This window comes from Rhodococcus oxybenzonivorans (assembly GCF_003130705.1).
Lineage (GTDB): Bacteria > Actinomycetota > Actinomycetes > Mycobacteriales > Mycobacteriaceae > Rhodococcus_F > Rhodococcus_F oxybenzonivorans.
Window position 1 is genome coordinate 252,805 of the sequence record NZ_CP021354.1, and the last position, 23,199, is coordinate 276,003.

The window sequence follows — 23,199 nt, forward strand, 5'->3', positions numbered from 1 at the left end:
ATGGCACGCCATGACGACCTCGTTAGCGCCCCGCGCCGCGCACTATCGGTCATGGTCGGCAATCGCAGCCGGTAGTCGCGCCCTCGCCGCCGGCGAGCTGATCATCCTGAGCCATCACCGTCGCGTCGTGCTCGTCGGGTGCGCCGGCGCCGCGACCACCGAGCAGATGGCCTTCCTGATCCGCCACACCACAGGATTCCTGCAGGTGGCGTTGCACGAACGGACCTGTGACCGTCTCGTTCTGCCGGAAGCGACCCCCACGGTTCGGGCCATCTCCACGCTCGGCCACGGCCAATGTGTCACCGTCGACGCCGCCGCCGGCATCACCACCGGGATCTCTGGCACCGACCGAGCGCGCACTGCACGCATCCTCGCCGACCCGACCACCGAACCGAGCGATCTCACGAGGCCCGGGCACCTGATCCCGGTGCGCGTGACACCCATAGAGTTCCGTACGCGCCTGACCACCGCGTCAGTCGCCCGCGCGCTCACCGACACCGCTGAATCCCACTACTCGGGCGCGGTGTTCGCCGACCTCGACGGCATCGCTGACCCGACAGACGTCGGCGATCGAGACGATGCCGAGATCCTTGCCGACCGGTACGGGCTCACACTCGTCGCCGGTCCGGACCCGAGGACACCTTCCGCTGACCAAGGCGTCCACACCACAGGCGCGGTTCCGGCATGCCCAGAGCTACGCCGATCGCCCCCAGCAGCTGAGAAACACCACACCACACATCGGAGGGAACAATGGACATCACCCGCACCGAACTCATGGACCGAGTGCACGCCCTGGTACCTGCCTTCGCCGAACGCGCGCAGAAGACCGAGGAGAACCGTGCTCCCCTCGACGAGACGATCACCGACCTCATCGACTCGGGAATCCTGGCGACGCTGACCCCCAAGGAGTACGGCGGACTCGAACTCGGACTCGACGTCGCCGCCGATATCGTCCGAACCATCAGCGCGGTCTGCCCGTCGACCGGGTGGGTCACCTCCTTCTACATCGGAGCGGCCTGGCGGGTAAACATTTTCACCGAACAGGCCCAACGAGAAGTGTTCGCCGACAAGCCCTACACCCTCACCGCGGGTACCGCGGCCCCGCTCGGGCAGGTGCAGAAGGTTGACGGCGGCTACCGCATCACCGGGCAGACGGCATGGAACTCCGGGTCGGTGCACGCGGAGTGGTTCACCTTCGCCGGTGTGGTGTTCGAGGAGGGCAGCGCCCCCACCCCGTTGTGGTTCCTCGTGCCCCGCGAGGACGTCAAGATTCTCGACACCTGGTACATCGCCGGCATGTCAGGAACCGGCAGCAATGACATCAGCGTCGAGGACGTGTTCGTCCCGGAGTACCGCACCGGGCCGTTCGCCCTCGCCCTCGCCGGTACCGCACCCGGGCAGCTGATCCACCCCAATCCCATGTACCACCTGCCCTTCCTGCCGTTCGCTATGGCCGAGGTCACCCCGGTCGTCGTCGGTGCGCTATGCGGTGCGGCGGACGCGTTCGTCCAGCGCACCAAGGACCGGCAGGGAACAATCAGCCAGGAGAAGGCCTCCGGCAAGCAGGCCGCCCAGATGCGTCTCGGCCGGGCGCTCGCCGCGGCGGACGCCGCCGAAACCCTTCTCGACGCCTTCTTCGAGCGCCTCATCGCGCAGCGACCTGAGCAGTCCGACCCCCGCGATCGTGCCGAAATGAAGCTCAAGGCAGCATATTTGGCGGACCTGGCCCGTAACGCCCTCAACGACATGGTTCGCGGCATCGGTGGGGATGGGTACCGGACCTCCGCACCGATCCAGCGGTTCTTCCGTGACCTGTCCGTTCTGTCGGTGCACGCATTCCTCGACATCGATACGGCCTCGGAAACCATCGGCCGGTTCACCCTCGACCTTCCCGTCGCCGATCCGCTCCTCTGACCGGATGCTGCTCCCTCTCATTCCGAGTCTCGGCCGTCAGCTGGAACCGCGGCCGAAGCTCGGGAGGGGCAATCGAGTAACCGCACAGGACCCGATCCGCGTTCCCGCACCACCGTCTGCAAAGAATGAGGAAAAGAGCACTGGTGAATAGTAACTCGACGATTGAATGCCTCGATGACGCAGCCAGAAACCTGCTGTTCGCGGGCGCACGAACAGTGAACAACTTCGCCCCGACCCCGGTCAACGATGACGAGCTCACACAAATCTGGGAAATGACCCGCTGGGCGCCCACGGCAGCGAACTCCCAGCCGATGCGCGTGCACTTCATCCGCACCGACGCCGCCCGCCGCCGACTGCTCGACCATCTCGACGAGGGTAACTGTGAGAAGACGGCGTCAACGCCCGTCACCGCAATTCTCGCCGTCGACAGCGAATTTCACGAGCACCTGCCCCGGCTGCTGCCCATCCGGCCACAGATCCGTGACGTCTTCGCCGACAACGACGCGCTGCGCGAGCGCACCGGCAACTTCAACGCCGCCCTGCAGGCGGGGTACTTCATCCTCGCCATCCGTGCCGCCGGTCTGGCGGCTGGGCCGATGGCCGGCTTCGATCCCGCAGGAATAGACGCGGAATTCTTCTCCGGAACCTCCTGGAGGTCCATCCTGGTCGTCAACATCGGGTACCCCGGCGAGAATCCGTGGTTCGAGCGTCTCCCCAGACTCGACCCCGCAGAGACCGTGCGCTGGGCCTGAGGGCTGTAGACCGCTCTCCGATCGTGCCATCTCGAGTCCAGATCGACCCGACAAAGTGCGGGGCCATCCCTTCACATCACCAGAGAAAGAGAGTTCGCGATGACCACAGCCACTTCCGAGGTCGAGACCACCCGTAAACTTCTCGAAGCTGCCGACACCGACATCGCAGCGTTCTTCGACTTCTTCTCCGACGACTGCGTTTTCCGGATGGGCAACAACGCCCCCGTCATCGGGAAGAGCGCGATCCAAGCTTGGGTAGCGCAATACCTGACCTCTGTGGTGTCGATGCGCCACGAGATCATCGAAGAATGGTCGGAAGGCAACGTCGCCGCGCTCCGGGTGGAGGTCACCTACACCTTGCAGAACGGTGAATCTTTCACACTCCCGGCCGTCACGCGCACCCGCGTCGAGAACAACAAGGTGACCGAGTACCTGATCTTCATGGACCCCAGCCCCGTTGTCTCGGGCAGCAAATAGGGCGTCCGGTGCCTGCTGGCCGGGGGCCGGAATCCTGAAAACTACACCGCGACTCGGATTCTGCGGCAACCCGACGAGCTCAGCACAACTCGGCCAGGCCTGCGGCCGCGGTGTCCCAACGCGGCCGTGACGTCTACTTTCCGAAGGGGCAACCGATGGCAGCGCTGGTCCTCTACATTGTGGTCGCACTGTTCGGCCTCCTCCATGGAGACGGGCGCGGGAGCGCGGAGAGCACTTCGGCACATCGCATACGCACACATTGCGCTACGCTGCGCGCAGGCGTGCGCCGAGTGGGGGGCTCGAATCTTCGCAGCACTGTGAGTCCGTCGGTGGCGTGCATACCCACCCCTGGGTAACCCATCAGGACCATCCGCGACACGCGGTCGAGGTGTTATCCCCTACTCAGTGCAGGTGGCTGCCGCCGTTGATGTCGACGGTGGTGCCGGTGAGGTAGGCGGCGTCCTGCGAGGACAGGAAGGTGATCACCGCGGCGACTTCGGTGGTGGTGGCGACCCGGCCGAGGGGGATGTCGCGGCACAGTGCCGCTTCCGTTTCGGGGGTGTTGCCGACGCGGATGCTGGTGTCGACTGCACCGGGGGTGACGGCGTTGACGGTGACTCCACTGTCGCCGAGTTCGCGTGCGAGGGACTTGGTGAAACCGAGGATCGCGGCTTTCGCGGACGAGTAGGGCACCTTGCCGAAAACTCCGCCACCGCGCTGGGCGGAGACCGACGACATGTTCACGACCCGTCCCCAGCCGTTGTCGATCATGGCCGGCAAGAATGCGCGGGTGACGAGGTAGGTGCCGGTGGCGTTGACCGCCATCACCTTGTTCCACAGTTCCAGCGTCGTCTCGAGGAACGGTACCGGTGAGGTGATGCCCGCGATGTTGGCGAGCGCACCCACAGCGGGGAGGTTCCCGGCCGCAACTTCGGTGGCGACCGCGTCGTGCGCCCGCTGGACCGAGTTCTCGTCTGCGACGTCGATGTCGTGACCGAAGACCGGGACACCGAACTCGTTGCCGATCTCGGCCGCGACCTTCGCGGACTTCTCGCCGTCGAGGTCGAGAACGACGATCGCCCAGCCCTCTTCGGCGTAGCGGCGGGCGGTGGCGAGACCGATGCCACGCTCGGAAGTGGCGCCAGTGACGACGGCGGTGCGCTGGATGGACGACATGATCGCTCCTCGTTGTTGGAAATCTGACCGTTCCCGGGTGATGCGATGGAAAGACGGAACCGGTCGACGATGCGGTAAGTGACTGCCACCACAGTAAGCCGATTAACTGTTAACAGTCAACCGTCATCGGATGACGGTTGACAGATCGACGTGGCTCGGATCACACTGTTGAGACGTCACTGTTGACAGTCAACAAGTCGGCGGCAATCGTAGAAACCGGCAGCCCGAAGAGGAGTCACCCATGAGTACCGAAACACTCAGGATGAGAGGTCCTGTCCACGGCACGAAGGACGCCAAGCGCGTCGCAATCGGCTCCTCGGTGGGGGCGGTCATCGAGACCTACGACTTCATCGGGTTCGGCACGGCCGCGGCGCTGTACTTCGGTACGGCTTTCTTTCCGGGTGCGGATCCGGTCACCGGCACACTCGCGGCCTTCGCGACGCTGGGTGTCGGTTTCGCTGCGCGCCCGCTCGGCGGCGTACTCGGCGGGCACCTCGGAGACAAGCTGGGCCGTAAACCGGTTCTGGTGGCGTCGTTGATCGCGATGGGTCTGGCGACCTTCGCGATCGGACTGTTGCCGACCTATTCGCAGGTGGGGCTGATTGCGCCGGTGCTGCTGGTTCTGGTTCGTATCGTCCAGGGTCTCGCCTTCGGCGCCGAGTGGGGCGGTGCGATCTTGATGAGCTACGAACACGCCCCATGGAAGTCGAAGGGGAAATACACCGGCATCGTGCAGGCCGGCTTCCCCGTCGGGCTGCTACTCGCGAATCTGGTGTTCCTGTTCAGCGTGCACCTCGGCGGCGACTGGGCGTGGCGCGTGCCCTTCCTCGCGAGCATTGTCCTGGTGATGGTCGGGTTGGTCATTCGGTCGAAGGTTCCCGAGTCACCGGTCTTCGAGGACGTGAAGAACGAGGGCGAGATCGTCAAGTCGCCGGTGCTCGACTCCATCAAGTACGACTGGCGCAACATCCTGCGCGGCATCGCACTCCGTGTTGCCGAGACCGCGGGCTACGCGGTGTCGATCACCTACATGATTTCCTACCTGCACAATGAGGGTCTCGCCGGAAAATCCGAAACGCTTGTCGCCCTGTGCATTGCGTCCGCGATGGGCATCTTCGCCACCATGGCCTGGGCCCGACTCACCGACCGCATCGGACGCCGACCCCTCTACATCGGGTCCTGCGCGTTCGCGGCACTCTTCGGTGCCCCGATGTTCCTGCTTGTCAACACGGGCGTGTTCATTCTCATCATCGCCACCATCGTGATCTCCTACGCCGTCTGCCAGAACTCGCTGGCGGGTGCGCAGGGTGCCTGGTTTCCCGAACTGTTCGACGCCGCCCGCCGATCGTCGGGAGCCTCACTCGCTTACCAGATCTCCGCGATGGTCTCCGGCTTCACGCCTTTCGTCACCACGTTGCTGTTCGTCTCCTTCGGCTGGTGGGGGCCGGCGCTGTTGTTCAGCACATACGCCCTGATCGGACTCTGGGCAGCGCTGATCACCAAGGAAACCTGGGGGCCCACCGAGCGACGCCTCGCTGACGAGGCGGTGGCGAGCGCCGATTCCAAAAGCGCCGGCGCACCCACCACAACCACGAATACCGGCACGACGAACACGATTCGCAAGGAAAAGGAACTCCTGTGACCACCACAACCGCCACCGCCGCGGCCGACGCCACCACCCGTGAAGCATCGCGGATCGCCAGCATCGAGCAGTTCGCCTACCGGATGCGACACAACATCATCGACATGGGTGAGGAGCAGGGCCAGGGGTACGTCGGGCAAGGGCTTGGGGCCGCCGACATCTTCGCCACCGTCTACGCCGACCAACTCCGCTACCGCGCCGACGACCCGCACTGGGAAGGCCGGGATCGCTTCCTGCTCTCCACCGGCCACTACGCCATCGGCCACTACGCCGCCCTCGCCGAAGCGGGCATCATCCCACGCAGCGAACTGGAAACCTACGGTTCCGACGACTCGCGCCTACCGATGTCGGCGATGTCCACCTACACCCCCGGCATGGAAATTTCGGGTGGCTCCCTCGGGCACGGACTGACCATCGCGGTCGGCATGGCGCTCGGGTTGCGGCACCAGCACTCCACCGCCCGCATCTTCAATTTTCTCTCCGACGGCGAACTCGACGAGGGCTCGACGTGGGAAGCGGCGATGGGCGCCCACCACCACCGGCTGGGCAATCTCACCGCGATGGTCGACATCAACGCCCTGCAGGCGGACGGGGCAACCTCGACCGTGCTGAGTACCGAACCGATACACGAGAAGTGGGCGGCGTGCGGCTGGCACGTCGAGCGCGTCGACGGCAACGACGTCACCGCCCTCGTGCGTGCGTTCGACAACGCCGCCGCCGAATCCGGCGGAAAGCCGTCGATCATCCTCTGCGACACCAAGGTCGGCAAAGGTGTGCCCCTGCTCGAGACCCGGGAGAAGGCGCACTTTATGCGCATCGAGGAACACGAGTGGCAGATCTGCCGCGACCAACTGACCGCCGGCTTCAACGACAAGGACGCCTGAGATGACCACCGCCAGTAAGCCGAAGCTCAAGACGTCGGCGATGATCGCCTCGTTCGTCGACGACGACCAGAAGACCACCACGGCGCCGTTCGGACACGCCCTCGTGAAAGCCGCCCGGGAGAACGACAAGATCGTCGGCCTCTCCGCCGACCTCGCCAAGTACACCGACATGCACATCTTCGCGCAGGAGTTCCCCGACCGGTTCTTCCAGATGGGGATGGCCGAGCAGCTGTTGTTCGGCGCCGCCGCCGGGATGGCCGAGACCGGGCTGGTTCCGTTCGCATCCACGTATTCGGTGTTCGCCGCGCGCCGCGCCTACGACTTCCTGTGCCTCGACATCGCCGAACCGAATCTCAACGTCAACATCATCGGCGGCCTACCCGGCCTGACCACCGGCTACGGTCCCAGCCACCAGGCGACCGAGGACATGGCCATTTTCCGGGGCATCCCCAACCTCACCATCGTCGACCCGTGCGACTCGGTGGACATCGAACAGGCCGTCCCGCAACTCGCCGCCTCCGACGGCCCCACCTACCTGCGGCTGCTGCGCGGGAAGGTCGCGACTGTGCTCGACGAGTACGACTACACCTTCGAGCTCGGCAAGGCGAAGGTGCTCCGCGGCGGCAACGACGTCGTCTTCGTCACCAGCGGGCTGATGACGATGCGCGCGCTGCAGGCCGCCGACCGGCTCGCCGAGCACAACGTCGACGTGGCGGTCGTGCACACGCCCACGATCAAACCGTTCGACGCCGCGACCGTCCTCGCCGAGGTGAACACCGACCGGCTGGTGGTCACCCTGGAAAACCACACCGTGATCGGCGGTCTCTTCGAAACCGTGGCCGCCGCCGTCGTCTCTGCCGGACTCGGTAAACGCATCGTGCCGATCGCCCTGCCCGACCAGTTCCTCGACGCGGGGGCCCTGCCCACCCTGCACGAACGGTACGGCCTCAGCACGGACCGTATCGTCGCCAAGGTTCTGGGCGAACTGGCATGACCAGCTCGTACGGCCCTCGCCGCAGGCCCGGCGGTGGGGGCCGTACGATGGCTGTCAACAGGTTGCTGTCAACAGACCTTTGTCGACAGTTGATCGCTGATACCACGGAGGCACCCATGGCCGGACAACCCGCCGCACTGCTCGGGCTGGAGAAGACCAGTCTCCGTCAGCAAGCCGTCGCTGCCTTGCGGGTCGCGATCACCAGCGGGGAACTCGCGCCGAGCAGCCCCCTCGTGGAAACCGAACTGTCCGAGAAGCTGCAGATCAGCCGCGGCACGCTCCGCGAGGCGATGCGGCAACTCCAGCAAGAAGGATTGATTACGGCAGGCGCGCGCGGTCGCCTTTATGTCCGGCATCTCGATTACAAGGAGATCCGCGACATCTTCGCCGTCCGCGCCGCACTCGAGGCGCTGGCGGTCCGGGAACTCGCCGGCCTGCCCGACCGCACCACCGTCATCGCGGAACTGCGCGCTGCCCTCGAGGTCATGGACACCGCCGTCCTCGAAGCCCGCATCGAGGCCGATCTGAATTTCCACCGCACCATGTGCGCTCTCACCGGCAACGACACACTTGTGCACTCGTGGATCTCCCTCGAAGGGTCCATCCGAATGTCGATCATGTTCGCCGGCCTCGATCGCGCCGTCGGGAACATGGACGTCGGCCGCCACAGCGCCATCGTCGACGCCATCGAAACCGGTGATGCCGATGAGGCCGCCCGCGCGATCCAGACCCACATGGATTGGGCGGCATCGAACCTCGTCGCCTGAACCCCCGACGAAACTTCCTCTCCACCACGCAGCCTGACCCGCCATTCCCGGCGAGTCGCCGACATCTACGATGCCCACCTCCCGGTGACCGAGACATCGCCACCGAGGCGCCGGAGTGCTGGTTAGCGTCCAGAACGACGTTCGCTGCAGCCACGCGAACGAACGTAGCGACAGGCATGAGGAGAACGCTGATGGACTCGAGGGAATCGCCCGCGCAGCGGGAACTCCGGAGGGAGTTGCGCGCCTACTTCGCGGCACTGCTGCCCGAGGAGAAGCGGCGTATCGCGGGTGAGAAGGGCGTCGGCGGGGAGCATTTCCGCGAGATCGTGCGACTGCTCGGCAAGGACGGTTGGCTGGGTATCGGCTGGCCCGTCGAATTCGGCGGGCAGGGCCGGTCGGTCGAGGAGCAGTTCGTGTTCTTCGACGAGGTGCAACGGGCCGGGCTGCCGTTTCCCTTCGTCACCGTCAACACCGTCGGCCCCACCTTGATGAAGTACGGCACCGAGGAACAGAAGGCCCGGTTCCTCCCCGGCATCCTGGCCGGTGAAATCGTCTTCGCCATCGGCTACACCGAGCCCGGCGCCGGCACGGACCTCGCGTCGTTGCAGACGCGGGCGGTCCGCGACGGCGACTCCTGGGTGGTGGACGGCAACAAGATCTTCACCAGCGGGGCCAATACGGCCGACTATGTGTGGCTCGCGTGCCGCACCGATACGACAGCGCCCAAACACCGGGGTATTTCGATTCTGATCGTGCCGACGGACGATCCCGGATTCAGCTGGTCACCGATCTCCACGGTGGGCGGTCTGACGGTCACCTCCACCTACTACAGCGGAATCCGCGTCAGCGATCAGGACGTGGTCGGAGCCGTCGACGGCGGGTGGCAGCTGATCACCGCCCAACTCAATCACGAGCGCATCGGCCTCGCGGCCCTCGGTGGCCGCACACTCGGGTTGTGGCATCAGGTACTCGACTGGGCCAAGGCAAACGGCGCTCTCGAGATCCCTTGGGTGCAATCCGAATTCGCTCGCACCCACGCCAAGCTCGAGGCCATGCGCCTGCTGAACTGGAAGATGACGGCAGCCGTCGCGAACGACACGCTGTCGGGCGCCGACGCCGGCGCCACCAAGACCTACGGCACCGAAACGCACGTCGACGTGTACCGGGCGCTACTCGGAATTCTCGGTGCCGCCGGCCGGTTGCGCCCCGGGTCGCCGGGGGCCGTCCTGGCGGGGCAGATCGAACAGATCTCCCGGCAGAGCGTCGTCAACACGTTCGGTGGTGGAGTCAACGAAGTGCTGCGGGACATGGTGGGCACTCGAGGTCTCGGCCTGGTGCGCGAGAAGAGGGCGAAGTGAGTGACCTACTCGCCCGGTTACGCGCCTTCGAAGGCCGGACGATCGTCCCGGCCACGTGGGGACCCGACCCGGTGAACACTCCGATGATCCGGCACTGGGTCGAGGCGATGGGCGACACCAACCCCATTTACCTCGACGACGACGCCGCACGCGACACCGGACGTGAGGGCGCCATCGCCCCGGCGCCGATGTTGCAGGTGTGGACGATGCGCACGTACGCCGACAAGATGTCCGGTGCCGATCCGTCCGATGTCTGGACCGAGCTGATCGAGACCTTCGACAGTGCGGGGTTCACCTCGGTGGTGGCGACAGATTCCGATCAGGAGTTCTTCGTCGAACTGCGTCCCGGGGAGCGGGTGAGCGCGACGGAGGTGGTCGAAGGCGTCTCCGAGGAAAAGCAGACGGGTCTCGGAGCGGGGCATTTCGTCACCACCCTCAAGACGTACCGAAACGGTGACGGTGTCGTCGTGGGGACTCAGCGGTGGCGGACCCTCCGCTTCCGGCCCACCCCGAAAGCGGCCTCGCGCCCGCTTCGCCCGCGCCCGGCCCTCAACGCCGACAACGCGTTCTGGTTCGAGGCCGCCCGCGAGCACCGCCTCGTGATCCAGCGCTGCGCTCGGTGCGGTGTGTTGCGGCATCCGACCGGACCCATGTGCGGGCAGTGCCGCTCCACGGAGTGGAACACCGTCGACGCGTGCGGTCGCGGCACCGTCTACACATTCGTCGTCAATCACCACCCGAAGATCGATGCCTTCGACTACCCCCTGATCGTGGCGGTGGTCGAACTCGAAGAGGGCACACGCCTGATCGCGAACATGACGGACGTCGAACCCGAACACGTCTTTATCGGAATGCCGGTGGAGCTCGACTGGATCGACGCCGATCCCGAACTCACGCTCCCCGCCTTCCGGCCCCAACGATCGAGGGAGCACTGATGGATTTCACCTTCAGCGAGGAACAGCAGGCGGTCCGTGGACTTGCCTCCGATGTGTTTGCCGCGAAGGCAACCCCCGAGCGGATCAAGCAGGTCGAATCCTCGGCGGAGCGCATCGACGGAGACCTCTGGCGTGAACTGGCCGGCACCGGTCTCCTCGGAATCGCCCTGCCGGAGAATCTCGGCGGCGGCGGCATGGGTCTGCCCGAGTTCTACGTCCTCCTCGAGGAGCAGGGCAGGCACGTGGCCCCGGTTCCGTTGTGGCCGCACGTGCTCGGCGCGCTCGCGATCTGCGAGTTCGGGACACCGGACCAACGGGACGCCCTTGTGTCCTCTGCGGCCGACGGCAGCCTGTTCCTCACCATCGGAATCGAAGAATTCGGGCCCTACGGAGACGGGGTCCCGTCGACGACGGCCACCGAGGTCGACGGCGGGTGGCGGCTGACCGGTGCGAAAGCCGCGGTGCCGGTGATGCACGCTGCCGAACGGGTCGTCGTGTCGGCCACGACCCCGTCCGGTGCGGCGCTGTTCCTGGTCGACCCGCGGTCGGAAGGAGTGACCACCGAACGGGGTGCATCGACTACCCACGAGATCTGCGCGAACGTCACGTTCGACGCGACACCCGCGGAGCTGCTCGGTCCGGCGGACGGCGCCACACCCGCCTGGCTTCAGGAGCGGGTCGAATTAGCCCTTGCTGCACTGCAACTGGGTGTCGGAGAGGAGGCGGTGCGTCAGTCCGTGACCTACCTCAACGAACGCAACCAGTTCGGTCGCCCACTCGCCACCTTCCAGGCCGTCACTCATCAACTCGCGGACTGCTACATCGATCTCGAGGCGATGCGGGTGACGTTGTGGCAAGCCGTCTGGCTCCTCGCGAACGGTGTAAACCCGGGAACTGCGGTGCTGGTGGCCAAGTGGTGGGCTACCGACGCCGGTCAGCGGGTGGTGCACCGAACCCAGCACGTGCACGGCGGCATCGGCGTGGACACGGACTACCCGGTGCACCGCCACCTGCTGTGGGGTAAACAACTCGCGGCCACCCTCGGCGGCTCCGCCTCTGACCTGGCGCGGCTCGGAGCCCTGCTTGCATCCGGTGTCGAGGTGGTCGCATGAGCACCGCGACCGGTGCCCTCCGCCCGTTCACCGGGGTCGAGGTGGGGTCGAGCCTGCCCGAACTGGCAATTCCGCTGACCCGCACCCTCATCGTGGCCACCGCGCTGGCCACCAGGGACTTCCAGGACGTCCACCACGATCCCGCACTGGCCGTCGAGCGTGGCTCGAAGGACGTGTTCATGAACATCCTCACCACCAACGGCCTGGTGGGGCGGTTCGTGACCGACTGGGCCGGACCGCAGGCGTCGTTGCGACGCATCGCGATTCGCCTGGGCGCCCCGAACTATCCCGGTGACGTACTGACGTTGACCGGCGAGGTGATCTCGAACGAGGCCGGGGTGGTCACCGTGAAGGTGCGCGGCGTCAACAGCATCGGTGATCACGTGACCGGCACCGTCACTGTCGCCCGGGCCGCAGGAGGACCTCAGTGATCAGCCCATTGTCGGGCGCGGCCGCCATCGTCGGCATCGGCGCCACCGAGTTTTCCAAGAACTCCGGACGCAGCGAACTCCAACTCGCATGTGAGGCGGTCGTCGCGGCTCTCGCCGACGCCGGCATCGACCCCGCAGAGGTGGACGGACTGTCCACCTACACCGCGGAAACCAACGGCGAGGTGCTCGTCGCCCGCAACACGGGCATCGGAGAGTTGAAATTCTTCTCCCGGATCGGGTACGGCGGCGGCGCCGCCTGCGCAACCGTGCAGCAGGCGGCGATGGCCGTCGCCACGGGAATCGCCGACGTCGTGGTCTGCTACCGCGCTTTCAACGAACGATCGGGGGTGCGTTACGGACTCGGCCAGCACGACCGGCCCATGGACAGCACCGCCGACCGGGCCGCGTATGCCTGGCTGACACCACAGGGACTGTCGACGCCGGCGCAGTGGGTGGCCATGTTCGCGCGCCGCTACATGCACCAGTACGGCGCCACCAGTGAGGATTTCGGGCGAGTCGCGGTCGTCGCACGCAAGCATGCCGCCGACAATCCTGCGGCCTGGTTTTACGGACGGCCCATCACGCTCGAGGACCATCAGAGCTCGCGGTGGATCGCCGAACCCCTGCATCTACTGGACTGCTGCCAGGAAACCGATGGCGGTCAGGCGCTCGTCATCGTGTCGGCCGAACGCGCTCGCGACCTGGCGCACAAACCCGCTTTCGTCGCGGGCGCCGCTCAAGGCTCCGGCAAGGACCAGCACATGATGTCGAGCTACTACCGGCCCGACATCACCGGAATCCCCGAGATGGGACTGGTGGCCCGGCAGTTGTACGGGCAGAGTGGTCTGAGACCAGAGGATATTTCGGCCGCGATCCTCTACGACCACTTCACCCCCCTGGTGTTGCCACAACTCGAAGAGCTCGGTTTCTGTAAACCCGGCGAGGCCAAGGACTTCATCCGCGAGGGCAACCTCGAGGTGGGCGGGCGTCTGCCGGCCAACACCCACGGTGGGCAGATCGGCGAGGCGTACCTGCACGGGGTGAACGGGATCGCGGAGGCAGTCCGGCTGATCCGCGGAACCTCGACCACACAGCCGGACGACATGCGCAACGTGCTGGTGACCGCCGGCACGGCAGTACCGACCAGCGGCCTGATCCTGAGCAGTGAGGACTGAACATGACGAGCACACACAAAAGGTCCGCGGCGGCGTGGCGAGGCGAGGACCTCGGCACTCGTACCGTGGCCTACGACGAGCGGGACGCGATTCTGTATGCGCTGGCGGTGGGCGCCCGCGCCACCGAACTGGACCTCGTCTTCGAGGACCGGCTGCGGGTGCTGCCCACTTTCGCGTTGACTCTCGCGCAGTGGGCACCGGACGAGCTGGGATCACGTGGTGCCTTCGACACGAAGACCGCGCTGCACGGCTCGCAGAACCTGACGGTGCGCGCGCCGCTCCCACGCCGTGGTGAGATCGCCCTGTCGGCATCGGTGGGTGAGGTGTGGGACAAGGGGTCGGCGGCGGTTTTCGAGGTGCGCGTCGAGTCCGACTTCTTCGTGGCCACCTGGTCGCTGTTCGCGCCGGGGGCGGGTGGATTCGGCGGGGAGCGTGGTCCGTCGAAACCGGCTCGGCCAGAGGGTGAGCCGACCGTGGAGGCGGTGGTGAACACTGCGGACAATCAGGCGGCGCTGTACCGGCTGACCGGGGACCGGCACCACATACACCTCGACCCGGCTGCGGCCGCCCGGATCGGCCAGCCCCGGCCGATCATGCACGGGTTGTGCACACTGGCGGCGAGCACCCTCGAATTGGCGCGCCAACTCGGCGTACACCCCGCGGATCTGGTGGAAGTGGAGGGCCGGTTCGCCGCCCCGGTGTTCCCTGGCGACTCACCGGTTCTGCGGGCGTGGGGTGACGCGGCTGCCGCGTCGTTCGAGCTCGTCCACGGCGGGCACCCGGTGATCGCCGGGGCCCGCGCGGCGTTCGGCTAGCAGCGTCACGAGCGGTCGGGGTGGGTGGCGAGGAAGCGGGCCGGGTACTCGCCACCACCGTGAACGGCGAGATCGGCACCGTTGACGTACGACGCCAGCGGACTCGCCAGGAACAGGCAGGCGCCCGCGATGTCCGACGGCACCGCCATCCGGCCCATGGGCAGGGTACGGGTGACGGCGGCGCCGCCGTCGTCGCCGTAGACCGTCGCGGCGCTGTCCGTGCGGATGAGTCCGGTGGTGACGTGATTGATCCGCACCTTCGGGGCCCATTCGAGCGCAAGCGCCTTGGTCAGGACGAGCAGACCGGCTTTCGCGGCGCTGTACGCGGCGGTGCCGGGCTGGGGGTCGTGAGCGGAGACGCTTCCGATGTTGATGATGGCACCGCCCTCGGGCTGCTGCTGCATCACGGCATTGGCCGACTGGGCGACAGTGAAGGGCGCCAACAGGTTCAGGGCGATGATCTTCTCGACGAAGCGCGGCGAGACGGTGGCCGCGTCGGCGTCGGGGGAGCCGCCGGCGTTGTTGACGAGTACGTCGAGGCGGCCGAACCGGGTGACGGCGTCGTCGATCAGCGCAGCGGCGTCGTCGGCGTCGCGCACATCGGTCGCGCGGAAAGACGCGGTGCGGTCGCCGTGTGCCGGAAGCACATCCGGGCGAGTGCGCGCGCAGACGAGGACGTCGGCGCCCGCCTCGAGGAACGACTGGGCGATGACGAATCCGATGCCCTTGGTGCCGCCGGTGACGACCACGGCGCGGTTCCGGAAGTCGAGGGGGTTGGGGAGAGTCACGGTAGTCCTCTGAGATGGGGAGAGCGCGAGAAACACTGACGCTCAGCGGAAGTGGGACCAGTCGTCGACCGACGGCCGGAGATATCGGAACCGATAGTAGGCGAACAGGAGTGGGTATGGGCAAGCTGGACGGCAAGGTCGCGTTGATTACCGGCGCGGGGCAGGGAATCGGACAGGGGATCGCCCTCGCCCTGGCCAAGGAAGGAGCGGCGATCGCCGTCGCGGGCCGAACCGAATCGAAACTGGTCGGCACCTGCGAGCGCCTCACGGCGCTGGGGGCACGCAGCGTGCCCGTCGTCTGCGATGTCAGCAGACGGGACGACATCGTGGCCGCCGTCGAACGCACCGTGGACGCTTTCGGTGGCGTGGACATCCTGGTGAACAACGCCAACGACTGCAAGCCGGGCCCGATCCTGTCGGTCGTGGACGACGAGTACGAGCGGTCGTTCGCGACGGGACCGCTCGCGACGCTCCGCATGATGCAGTCGTGCCATCCACACATGAAGGTCCGCGGTGGCGGCGTGATCGTCAATCTGGTGACCTCGGCGGCGGTGCGCTGGGACGCGAGCAATTACGGCGCCTACGGTTCGATCAAGGAGGGAATGCGCTCACTGACCCGGTCGGCTGCCTGCGAATGGGGCACCGACGGCATCCGGGTGCTCTCCGTCGCGCCGCACGCGAAGACCCCGGCCCTCGAACGCTGGATGAACGACAATCCGGAGGAGGCGGCCGAGTTCGTGGCGGGTATTCCGCTCGGTCGGGTCGGTGACGCCGAAACCGACATCGGACGCGCCGTCGTCTTCCTGGTCGGTGAGGACGCCGGCTACTTGACGGGGGCGACGATCCCGCTGGACGGTGGCCAGTCCCGGTGGGGTTGACGGCTGATCCCGCCCACCGGGAAAGCCCACGGCCGTAGCCGCCGGTCTCCACTAGTTTCGGCAGGATCGAACACCCATACCGAGAGGGCACCGTCGCGATGACGACCGTTACAACACCGCGCAATTCACGATCAGTAGTGGTGACCGTCGCCGCTGTGGTGGAGGAGACGTCCGAGGCGCGATCGTTGGTATTCGACGTTCCGCCCGAACGGCGAGACGAATTCGCCTACAAACCCGGCCAGTTTCTGACGCTGCGTATTCCGAGTGATCGATCCGGCTCGGTGGCGAGGTGTTACTCGCTGGCCAGCTCGCCGTTCACCGACGACCTCCCGAAGGTCACGATCAAGCGCACCGCGGACGGCTACGGTTCGCACTGGCTGTGCGATCACGTCGACGTCGGTGACCGAATCGAGGTTCTCCCGCCGGCAGGAGCGTTCACGCCGGTCGATCTCGACGAGGACGTGCTCCTGTTCGCCGCGGGCAGTGGGATCACCCCGGTGATGTCGATCCTGAAGTCCGCGTTGAGCCAGGGCAGCGGCAAGGTCATGCTTTTCTACGCGAACCGGGACGAGAGGTCGATCATCTTCGCGGCGGAGCTGCGAGAGCTTGCCTCCCGCCACGACGATCGGCTCACCGTCGTGCACTGGCTCGAGAGTGTGCAGGGCCTGCCCACTGCGCGGCAGTTGGCGAGTCTGTCGGATCGGTGGCACGACCGCCGGGCGTATGTGTGCGGACCACGACCGTTCATGGGCGCAATTCACGAGGCGCTCGCGCTCGTCGGCATGCCGCGGAACAAGGTGCACGCCGAGGTGTTCACCTCGCTGTCGGGTGATCCGTTCGCGCCCGAGGTCGAGCAGATTCCGGTCGGTGACGAGGGGTCGACGGCCACGGTCGAGGTGCAGCTCGACGGCGACACCCATAACCTCAGCTGGCCACGCGCAGCCACCCTGGTCGACGTCATGCTGTCCAAGGGGCTCGAAGTCCCGTATTCGTGCCGTGAGGGCGAATGTGGTTCGTGCGCGTGCACCGTGATCGAGGGAGAGGTCTCGATGGACAGTGCCGCGATACTCGATCCCGAAGACATCGCGAACGGTTACATTCTCGCCTGCCAGGCACGACCCGTCAGCGAACATCTCCGAATCGAATTCTGAGTACACCCAGCGTCGGCCAGGAGTGGGGACCGCTCACCGGGAACGGGTCTGGGGCGCCCTGCCCGTCTCCACCTACCGTCCCAGTCAGGCGTTTTGCCGGCTATGTCCATCGACTGGGAGAGGAGCGCGCCCGTGAGTGCACGCACCGAAGATGCTGCTCGTGCGAACCGGATCGACACCGTGGATGCGGTGGTCGTCGGCGCCGGATTCGCCGGACTGTACGCCGTGTACAAACTGCGGAGCCTCGGCCTGACCGTCCGGGGTATCGAAACAGCTGCGGGTGTGGGCGGAACCTGGTACTGGAATCGCTACCCCGGAGCCCGCTGCGACGTCGAGAGCGTCGACTACTCGTACTCGTTTTCCCCTGAGCTCGAGCAGGAGTGGAACTGGAGCGAGAAGTACGCCACGCAACCCGAAATCCTGGCGTACATCAACCACGTCGCCGACCGTTTCGACCTCAGGGACCATTTCCTGTTCGAGACCCGGGTGACATCGGCCGAGCTGGACGAGGAATCGTTGCGGTGGGAGGTGCGTACCGACCGCGGCGACGTCCTGACGGCCCAGTACTGCATCTTCGCGACGGGTGCCTTGTCCACCGCCAATATGCCGAACATTCCCGGGCGCGAATCATTCTCGGGCGACACCCATCACACCGGTCACTGGCCGCACGAGGGGGTCGATTTCACCGGTAAGAAGGTCGGGGTGATCGGCACCGGGTCGTCGGGGATCCAATCGATCCCGCTCATCGCCGAGCAGGCGGACCACCTCTACGTGTTCCAGCGCAGCGCGAACTACAGCGTTCCCGCGGGCAATATGTCGTGGGACGACGAGATGCGGCGCGCGATCAAGGCCGGTTACGCCGAACGTCGCAGGCTCTCCCGCGAGAGTGGCGGCGGCTCGCCGTACAACGCGCATCCGAAGTCTGCGCTGGAGGTGTCCGAGGAGGAACGCCGCGCCGCCTACGAGGAGCGCTGGAAGCTGGGTGGGGTCCTGTTCGCGAAAACCTTTCCCGATCAAACCAGGACGGATGCCGCCAACGCCACCGCACGCGAATTCGCCGAGCAGAAGATTCGCCGGTTGGTCGACGACCCGGCGATTGCCGAGAAGCTGATCCCGAACGATCACCCCATCGGTACCAAGCGCATCGTCACCGACACCCACTACTTCGAAACCTACAACCGACCGAATGTGACGCTGGTCGATCTGAAAGAGACACCGATCGAGTCCATCACCAGGTCGGGCATCACCACCACCGACACCGAGTACACCCTCGACACGCTGGTGTTCGCCACCGGCTTCGACGCCATGACCGGCGCCCTCGATCGAATGCGCATTGTGGGACGGGCGGGTGTGTCCCTCGCCGAGTGCTGGAGCGAAGGGCCCAAGACGTATCTCGGAGTCGGTGTTCCGGGGTTCCCCAACATGTTCGTCGTGACCGGCCCGGGTAGCCCGTCGGTGCTGGCCAACATGGTGCTGGGTGCCGAACAGCACATCGACTGGATCGCGGCCTGCATCGAGCACCTGTGGGAGAACGACTACGACGCGATCGAGGCGACCGTCCCGGCTACGGACCGTTGGGTGGAGCATTGCCGGGAGCTGGCGTCCACCACTCTCTTCCCCCTGGCCAATTCGTGGTACATGGGTGCGAACATTCCGGGGAAGCCTCGCGTCTTCATGCCGTATATCGGCGGCTTCGGTGCGTACGGCAAGATCTTGGCCGAAGTCGCGGACGAGGGATTTCGGGGTTTCGACTTCTGCCGGTCTCGCACTCGGTTGGCCGACCGGGTGGGATAGTTCCCGAGACAATGGTCAGCCGCGCAGGCAATTGCCTGCGCGGCTGACTGTTTCGTGAGAGAAAGCACCAAAGTTAGTCGGGAAGAGCGTAGGTGGCCCAGGCCTGAGCGAGCACGTCACCGCCGAGCGTGCACGTGACGGTGACGTCCACCATTCGGGTGCCGTCCTGGACGTAGGTCTGCTGCACGGCAGCGGAATACCGGGCGCCGGTGGTGATCTCTCGCCGAATACGGGTACGGAACCGGCGCAAGGTTCCGAAATGCCGATCGGCACAGTGTTGCTCGAGTAGGTCGGCTGCGGCGTCGGCGGGCCCTGAACCGACGACATTGGACCAGAATTCGACGACGAGCCTCTCGTCGGAATCCCGGCCCTGCACCAGCACCTCGGTGCCGTCCGTCCGGGACTGCACGCGAAGGTCCTCGCGCATCTGATCCGGGTGCAGAAAGACATAGTCCTGCTCGACGGCCCTCGGCGGAAGAGCTGTGCCGGGGGTGCGAGAGCCGTCGCAGAGGTGCCGAATCCAGGCTGTGCGGGTGTGTGTCGTGGTGGCGGCGGCCATCGGTCCTCCCGATGTCGAGGGTGTGCGTGAAGTGCACGCTAATCGTGCTGGGCTCGCACGACGGCCGCGTTCCCTGTCAACGGGAGGGGAACCGGGTTCTTTGCGAAAGATTCTCGCTCAGTGGGAGAGCTGGGTACCGCACCGGACTCGACGAGCCGACTATGAGCTGCACCACACCCCGAGGGTGTTCTTGACGTACAGCGAGGCGGAGGTAGACATGGTGCGCAATGGTGCCGTAGACGGTGACGAAGTTCGGATGATCGAGGTAGGTTCTGCCCCCACGCGATTCGCGCGCGGGTGGCATTGCCTGGGTTTGGCCAAGACGTTCCGGGACGGCGCCCCGCATCAGGTCGATGCGTTCGGCACGTCCCTGGTGGTGTTCGAGACCTCCGACGGCACCCTCAGTGTGCTGGACGCGTATTGCCGGCACATGGGCGGCAACCTCGCGCAGGGCACCGTCAAGGGTGACTCCATCGCCTGCCCGTTCCACGACTGGCGCTGGGGCAGCAATGGCAAGTGCACGGGAATTCCCTACGCACGACGCGTTCCCCCTCTCGCACGCACCCGGGCCTGGACCACGCTCGAGCGCAACGGGCAGCTCTACGTCTGGAACGACCCGCAGGGCAACCCGCCGCCGGCCGACGTGACGATCCCCGAGATCGACGGCGTCGGGTCTTCGGAGTGGACCGACTGGACCTGGAACTCGTTGCTGGTGGAGGGTTCGCACTGTCGCGAGATCGTCGACAACGTGGTCGACATGGCGCACTTCTACTACGTCCACTTCTCGTTCCCGCGCTACTTCAAGAATGTGTTCGAGGGGCACGTCGCCACCCAGTACATGCGGTCGACGCCACGCCACGACATCTCGGTGGGCACCAGCTACGACGACCCCAACTCCACGCTGCGCTCGGACGCGTCGTACTTCGGCCCGTCCTACATGATCGACAAGCTGTGGAGTGAGGCGAACGGCATGATGATCGAGACGGTGCTCATCAACTGCCACTATCCGGTGACGTCCAACTCGTTCGTGCTGCAGTGGGGCGCCATGGTCAAGAAGCCCGAGGGCCTGTCGGACGAGATGGCCAACGGCATGGCGGCCCAATTCGCCGAGGGCGTCGAGCTCGGGTTCAAGCAGGACGTCGACATCTGGCTCAACAAGTCGCGTATCGACAACCCGCTGCTGTCGGAGGAAGACGGGCCGGTGTATCAGCTGCGCCGCTGGTACCAGCAGTTCTACGTGGATGTCGAGGACATCACCGAAGACATGACCAAGCGCTTCGAGTTCGAGATCGACACCACCCGGGCGGTGCAGAGCTGGGAGGCGGAGGTTGCCGACAACCTCGCCAACGGCGTCGTACCGCTCGACACCCACGCCTGAGCGGGCTCACAGACAAAGGACACGAACGATGACCTACGAGGTTCTCGACAACATCATGGCCATCGCGGATGAGCTCCGCGACCAGGCTCCCGAGGCCGAGCGTATCGGCCGGCTGCCCGACGACACCGCGAAGAAGCTCCGCGAAGCCGGGCCGATCAAGCTTCTGCAACCGGCGAATTACGGCGGATTCGAGGCACATCCACGCGCATTCGCGGAAACAGTGATGGCCGCTGCCGCCCTCGACCCCGCCACGGGCTGGGTGTGCGGCATCGTCGGCGTCCACCCGTGGCAACTGGCGTTCGCCGACCCGAGAGTGCAGGAGGAGGTGTGGGGTCGGGACACCGACACGTGGATGGCCTCGCCATACGCGCCCACCGGCATCGCGACGCCGGTCGACGGTGGCTACCTCTTCAACGGGCGCTGGCAGTTCTCGTCCGGCACCGATCATTGCGACTGGATTTTTTTGGGCGCCATGCTGGGCGACAAGGACGGCGCGATGGCGTTGCCGCCGAAGATGCTGCACATGATTCTTCCGCGCAGTGACTACGAGATCGTCGAGGATTCGTGGAATGTCGTCGGGCTGAAGGGTACCGGTTCCAAGGACATCATCGTCCGGAACGCCTTCGTCCCCGATTACCGCGTCATGGACGCCGACGAGGTCATGAACGGCACGGCGGTGCAGAAGTTCGGCCGCACCGAGACGCTGTACAACATGCCGTGGTCGACGATGTTCCCGCTCGGCATCTCCTCGGCCGTCGTGGGAATAGCGGAGGGCGCCCTCGCCGCGCACCTCGACTATCAGCGCGACCGCGTCGGGGCCCAGGGCACCGCGATCAAGGACGACCCTTACGTGCTGTTCGCCGTCGGCGAGGCCGCGGCCGACATCAATGCGGCGCGGCAGGAGCTCCTGGCGAACGTCGACAAGATCTGGGACCTGGTCGAATCCGGTAAGGAGGTCAGCTTCGAGGACCGAGCTGCCGGTCGCCGAACGCAGGTCCGGGCCGCATGGCGGGCGGTCACCGCCGTCGATCAGATCTTCGCGCGGTCCGGCGGTAACGCTCTGCGCATGGACAAGCCGCTGCAGCGGTATTGGCGGGACGCGCACGCCGGGCTGGCTCACGCCATTCATGTCCCCAGCACCGTGTACCACGCATCGGCGCTCAGCTCGCTCGGCCTCGACCCCGCCGACAACCTCAAGTCGATGATCTGACCGGCGTTACCGAAACACGAAGAAGGACAGACACTATGACCGATATCAAGGGACTGGGTTACGTCAAGATCCAGACCAACGACCTCGAACGATGGCGCACGTTCGCGTTCGACGTCCTCGGCTTCGCCGAGGGCAAGGGCCCGGACACGGATGCCCTCTATCTCCGCATGGACGAGCGTGCCGCCCGCATCGTCATCGTTCCGGGAGACACCGACGAGGTGGTCACCATCGGGTGGGAGGTCCGCGATCATGCGGGCCTGGTGCGCGTGCAGGAAGCGGTCGAAGGCGCCGGGATCGCGGTGAAGCCGCTGTCGGTGGAAGAAGCGGACGCCCGCCGCGTCGAAGAGGTGGTCACCTTCCAGGACCCGACCGGGGCGACGATCGAGATCTTCCACGGCGCCGTCCTCGATCACTCTCCGGTGGTCACCCCGTTCGGCGCGAAGTTCGTGACCGGCGCGCAGGGACTCGGACATGTGGTGCTGCCGGTGATGGACATCAATGGGGCCTTCGACTTCTACACCGACGTGCTGGGGTTCCTGCCCCGCGGCGCCTTCCGGATCCCGGCGCCGCCGGAGTTCGGCCCGATGCGGGTTCGCTTCATGGGTGTCAACGAGCGGCACCACAGCCTGGCGCTGTGCCCCGCACCCCACGGCGGCGCCCCGGGACTGGTGCACATCATGGTGGAGGTCGACACACTCGACGCCGTCGGACAAGCCCTCGACCGGGTCGTGAAGGACGGGTTCTCCGTCTCTTCCACGCTGGGCCGGCACACCAACGACAAGATGGTGTCGTTCTACGTGCGTGCCCCCGGTGGCTGGGACATCGAGTTCGGCACCGAGGGCATGAAGGTGGACGAGAAGTACTACTCGGCCGAAGAGATCACCGCCGACAGCTACTGGGGCCATGACTGGTCCGGAAGCGAACCGCTGGCCGCCATGTAGCGGCTGTTCGAGGCCCGGTACCTGCGTCGATTGACGCGGTACCGGGCCTTTTGCCTGTTCGGGCAGGC

General features: G+C 66.0%; 23 protein-coding genes. 20 read left to right on the forward strand and 3 right to left on the reverse strand.

What is annotated here, in order from left to right; all coding sequences use genetic code 11:
• Positions 1 to 10 precede the first annotated feature (10 nt).
• From CBI38_RS01225 to CBI38_RS01240, 4 genes are all read left to right on the forward strand, one after another.
• The gene (locus CBI38_RS01225) at positions 11 to 898 is read left to right on the forward strand and encodes a 3,4-dihydroxy-2-butanone-4-phosphate synthase (RefSeq protein ID WP_230990047.1); all 888 of its coding nucleotides are present in this window, start codon (positions 11 to 13) and stop codon (positions 896 to 898) included.
• Positions 784 to 1,914: an acyl-CoA dehydrogenase family protein gene (locus CBI38_RS01230; protein WP_230990296.1), complete on the forward strand. Its 1,131-nt coding sequence runs from the start codon at positions 784 to 786 to the stop codon at positions 1,912 to 1,914. The genes CBI38_RS01225 and CBI38_RS01230 overlap by 115 nt, the downstream gene beginning before the upstream one ends.
• 140 nt (positions 1,915 to 2,054) lie before the next feature.
• Complete coding sequence (locus tag CBI38_RS01235) at positions 2,055 to 2,666, forward strand: malonic semialdehyde reductase (RefSeq protein WP_109334786.1); 612 nt, start codon at positions 2,055 to 2,057, stop codon at positions 2,664 to 2,666.
• Between the two features lie 99 nt (positions 2,667 to 2,765).
• A complete protein-coding gene (locus tag CBI38_RS01240; RefSeq protein ID WP_109325716.1) occupies positions 2,766 to 3,143 on the forward strand; it encodes a nuclear transport factor 2 family protein in 378 nt (125 codons plus the stop codon).
• A gap of 402 nt (positions 3,144 to 3,545) precedes the next feature.
• On the opposite strand, the gene CBI38_RS01250 is transcribed toward CBI38_RS01240, so the two are convergent.
• Entirely contained in the window at positions 3,546 to 4,319 is a 774-nt protein-coding gene (locus CBI38_RS01250; protein ID WP_109325717.1) for an SDR family NAD(P)-dependent oxidoreductase, read from the reverse strand.
• Between the two features lie 241 nt (positions 4,320 to 4,560).
• Here CBI38_RS01250 and CBI38_RS01255 point away from each other — a divergent pair, with 241 nt between their 5' ends.
• The 10 genes from CBI38_RS01255 (at position 4,561) to CBI38_RS01300 (ending at position 14,432) form a co-directional block, all read left to right on the forward strand.
• Positions 4,561 to 5,961, forward strand: a complete 1,401-nt coding sequence (locus CBI38_RS01255; protein ID WP_109325718.1) for an MFS transporter — start codon at positions 4,561 to 4,563, stop codon at positions 5,959 to 5,961.
• Positions 5,958 to 6,845 (forward strand): transketolase, encoded by an 888-nt coding sequence (locus CBI38_RS01260; protein ID WP_109325719.1) that lies wholly within the window; start codon positions 5,958 to 5,960, stop codon positions 6,843 to 6,845. Before CBI38_RS01255 ends, CBI38_RS01260 begins: the two co-directional genes overlap by 4 nt.
• Position 6,846: 1 nt before the next feature.
• Positions 6,847 to 7,839 carry a transketolase family protein gene (locus tag CBI38_RS01265; RefSeq protein ID WP_109325720.1) on the forward strand — a complete coding sequence of 331 codons (993 nt, stop codon included), beginning with the start codon at positions 6,847 to 6,849 and terminating at the stop codon, positions 7,837 to 7,839.
• Positions 7,840 to 7,955: 116 nt separating this feature from the next.
• The gene (locus tag CBI38_RS01270) at positions 7,956 to 8,606 is read left to right on the forward strand and encodes a GntR family transcriptional regulator (protein WP_109325721.1); all 651 of its coding nucleotides are present in this window, start codon (positions 7,956 to 7,958) and stop codon (positions 8,604 to 8,606) included.
• Between the two features lie 191 nt (positions 8,607 to 8,797).
• On the forward strand, positions 8,798 to 9,964 hold the full coding sequence (locus tag CBI38_RS01275) for an acyl-CoA dehydrogenase family protein (RefSeq protein ID WP_109325722.1): 1,167 nt from the start codon (positions 8,798 to 8,800) through the stop codon (positions 9,962 to 9,964).
• Positions 9,961 to 10,899 carry an OB-fold domain-containing protein gene (locus tag CBI38_RS01280; protein WP_109325724.1) on the forward strand — a complete coding sequence of 313 codons (939 nt, stop codon included), beginning with the start codon at positions 9,961 to 9,963 and terminating at the stop codon, positions 10,897 to 10,899. Before CBI38_RS01275 ends, CBI38_RS01280 begins: the two co-directional genes overlap by 4 nt.
• Positions 10,899 to 12,011: an acyl-CoA dehydrogenase family protein gene (locus tag CBI38_RS01285; protein WP_109325725.1), complete on the forward strand. Its 1,113-nt coding sequence runs from the start codon at positions 10,899 to 10,901 to the stop codon at positions 12,009 to 12,011. The genes CBI38_RS01280 and CBI38_RS01285 overlap by 1 nt, the downstream gene beginning before the upstream one ends.
• Positions 12,008 to 12,442: a MaoC family dehydratase gene (locus CBI38_RS01290; protein WP_109325726.1), complete on the forward strand. Its 435-nt coding sequence runs from the start codon at positions 12,008 to 12,010 to the stop codon at positions 12,440 to 12,442. Before CBI38_RS01285 ends, CBI38_RS01290 begins: the two co-directional genes overlap by 4 nt.
• On the forward strand, positions 12,439 to 13,617 hold the full coding sequence (locus CBI38_RS01295; protein WP_109325727.1) for a lipid-transfer protein: 1,179 nt from the start codon (positions 12,439 to 12,441) through the stop codon (positions 13,615 to 13,617). The genes CBI38_RS01290 and CBI38_RS01295 overlap by 4 nt, the downstream gene beginning before the upstream one ends.
• Before the next feature lie 2 nt (positions 13,618 to 13,619).
• Positions 13,620 to 14,432 (forward strand): MaoC/PaaZ C-terminal domain-containing protein, encoded by an 813-nt coding sequence (locus tag CBI38_RS01300; protein ID WP_109325728.1) that lies wholly within the window; start codon positions 13,620 to 13,622, stop codon positions 14,430 to 14,432.
• A gap of 5 nt (positions 14,433 to 14,437) precedes the next feature.
• On the opposite strand, the gene CBI38_RS01305 is transcribed toward CBI38_RS01300, so the two are convergent.
• Complete coding sequence (locus tag CBI38_RS01305) at positions 14,438 to 15,220, reverse strand: SDR family oxidoreductase (RefSeq protein ID WP_109325729.1); 783 nt, start codon at positions 15,218 to 15,220, stop codon at positions 14,438 to 14,440.
• 116 nt (positions 15,221 to 15,336) lie between these two features.
• Here CBI38_RS01305 and CBI38_RS01310 point away from each other — a divergent pair, with 116 nt between their 5' ends.
• The 3 genes from CBI38_RS01310 to CBI38_RS01320 all read left to right on the forward strand — a co-directional run bounded on the left by CBI38_RS01310 (position 15,337) and on the right by CBI38_RS01320 (position 19,043).
• Positions 15,337 to 16,098: an SDR family NAD(P)-dependent oxidoreductase gene (locus CBI38_RS01310; RefSeq protein WP_109325730.1), complete on the forward strand. Its 762-nt coding sequence runs from the start codon at positions 15,337 to 15,339 to the stop codon at positions 16,096 to 16,098.
• Positions 16,099 to 16,196: 98 nt separating this feature from the next.
• Entirely contained in the window at positions 16,197 to 17,249 is a 1,053-nt protein-coding gene (locus CBI38_RS01315; RefSeq protein ID WP_109325731.1) for a ferredoxin--NADP reductase, read from the forward strand.
• A 132-nt stretch (positions 17,250 to 17,381) separates the two neighbouring features.
• Positions 17,382 to 19,043 carry a flavin-containing monooxygenase gene (locus CBI38_RS01320; protein ID WP_109325732.1) on the forward strand — a complete coding sequence of 554 codons (1,662 nt, stop codon included), beginning with the start codon at positions 17,382 to 17,384 and terminating at the stop codon, positions 19,041 to 19,043.
• Between the two features lie 73 nt (positions 19,044 to 19,116).
• Here CBI38_RS01320 and CBI38_RS01325 read toward each other — a convergent pair whose 3' ends face one another.
• Positions 19,117 to 19,602: a hypothetical protein gene (locus CBI38_RS01325; protein WP_109325733.1), complete on the reverse strand. Its 486-nt coding sequence runs from the start codon at positions 19,600 to 19,602 to the stop codon at positions 19,117 to 19,119.
• 217 nt (positions 19,603 to 19,819) lie between these two features.
• On the opposite strand from CBI38_RS01325, the gene CBI38_RS01330 reads away from it, so the two are divergent.
• Genes CBI38_RS01330 through bphC form a run of 3 tightly spaced genes read left to right on the forward strand, consistent with a single transcriptional unit; the run spans position 19,820 to position 23,131 of the window.
• Positions 19,820 to 20,980, forward strand: coding sequence for a Rieske 2Fe-2S domain-containing protein (locus tag CBI38_RS01330; RefSeq protein WP_109334787.1), 1,161 nt, complete (start codon positions 19,820 to 19,822; stop codon positions 20,978 to 20,980).
• A 28-nt stretch (positions 20,981 to 21,008) separates the two neighbouring features.
• Complete coding sequence (locus CBI38_RS01335) at positions 21,009 to 22,190, forward strand: acyl-CoA dehydrogenase family protein (RefSeq protein ID WP_109325734.1); 1,182 nt, start codon at positions 21,009 to 21,011, stop codon at positions 22,188 to 22,190.
• A gap of 35 nt (positions 22,191 to 22,225) precedes the next feature.
• The gene (bphC, locus tag CBI38_RS01340; RefSeq protein WP_109325735.1) at positions 22,226 to 23,131 is read left to right on the forward strand and encodes a biphenyl-2,3-diol 1,2-dioxygenase; all 906 of its coding nucleotides are present in this window, start codon (positions 22,226 to 22,228) and stop codon (positions 23,129 to 23,131) included.
• Positions 23,132 to 23,199: the final 68 nt, after the last annotated feature.

Bases quoted from the DNA above. Each gene is read 5' to 3' on its own strand.
- CBI38_RS01250 (WP_109325717.1), bottom strand. From the start codon at position 4,319: ATGTCGTCCATCCAGCGCACCGCCGTCGTCACTGGCGCCACTTCCGAG.
- CBI38_RS01330 (WP_109334787.1), top strand. From the start codon at position 19,820: ATGGTGCGCAATGGTGCCGTAGACGGTGACGAAGTTCGGATGATCGAG.
- CBI38_RS01285 (WP_109325725.1), top strand. From the start codon at position 10,899: ATGGATTTCACCTTCAGCGAGGAACAGCAGGCGGTCCGTGGACTTGCC.
- CBI38_RS01255 (WP_109325718.1), top strand. From the start codon at position 4,561: ATGAGTACCGAAACACTCAGGATGAGAGGTCCTGTCCACGGCACGAAG.
- CBI38_RS01325 (WP_109325733.1), bottom strand. From the start codon at position 19,602: ATGGCCGCCGCCACCACGACACACACCCGCACAGCCTGGATTCGGCAC.
- CBI38_RS01315 (WP_109325731.1), top strand. From the start codon at position 16,197: ATGACGACCGTTACAACACCGCGCAATTCACGATCAGTAGTGGTGACC.
- CBI38_RS01300 (WP_109325728.1), top strand. From the start codon at position 13,620: ATGACGAGCACACACAAAAGGTCCGCGGCGGCGTGGCGAGGCGAGGAC.
- bphC (WP_109325735.1), top strand. From the start codon at position 22,226: ATGACCGATATCAAGGGACTGGGTTACGTCAAGATCCAGACCAACGAC.
- CBI38_RS01225 (WP_230990047.1), top strand. From the start codon at position 11: ATGACGACCTCGTTAGCGCCCCGCGCCGCGCACTATCGGTCATGGTCG.
- CBI38_RS01270 (WP_109325721.1), top strand. From the start codon at position 7,956: ATGGCCGGACAACCCGCCGCACTGCTCGGGCTGGAGAAGACCAGTCTC.
- CBI38_RS01310 (WP_109325730.1), top strand. From the start codon at position 15,337: ATGGGCAAGCTGGACGGCAAGGTCGCGTTGATTACCGGCGCGGGGCAG.
- CBI38_RS01265 (WP_109325720.1), top strand. From the start codon at position 6,847: ATGACCACCGCCAGTAAGCCGAAGCTCAAGACGTCGGCGATGATCGCC.
- CBI38_RS01275 (WP_109325722.1), top strand. From the start codon at position 8,798: ATGGACTCGAGGGAATCGCCCGCGCAGCGGGAACTCCGGAGGGAGTTG.
- CBI38_RS01290 (WP_109325726.1), top strand. From the start codon at position 12,008: ATGAGCACCGCGACCGGTGCCCTCCGCCCGTTCACCGGGGTCGAGGTG.
- CBI38_RS01240 (WP_109325716.1), top strand. From the start codon at position 2,766: ATGACCACAGCCACTTCCGAGGTCGAGACCACCCGTAAACTTCTCGAA.
- CBI38_RS01335 (WP_109325734.1), top strand. From the start codon at position 21,009: ATGACCTACGAGGTTCTCGACAACATCATGGCCATCGCGGATGAGCTC.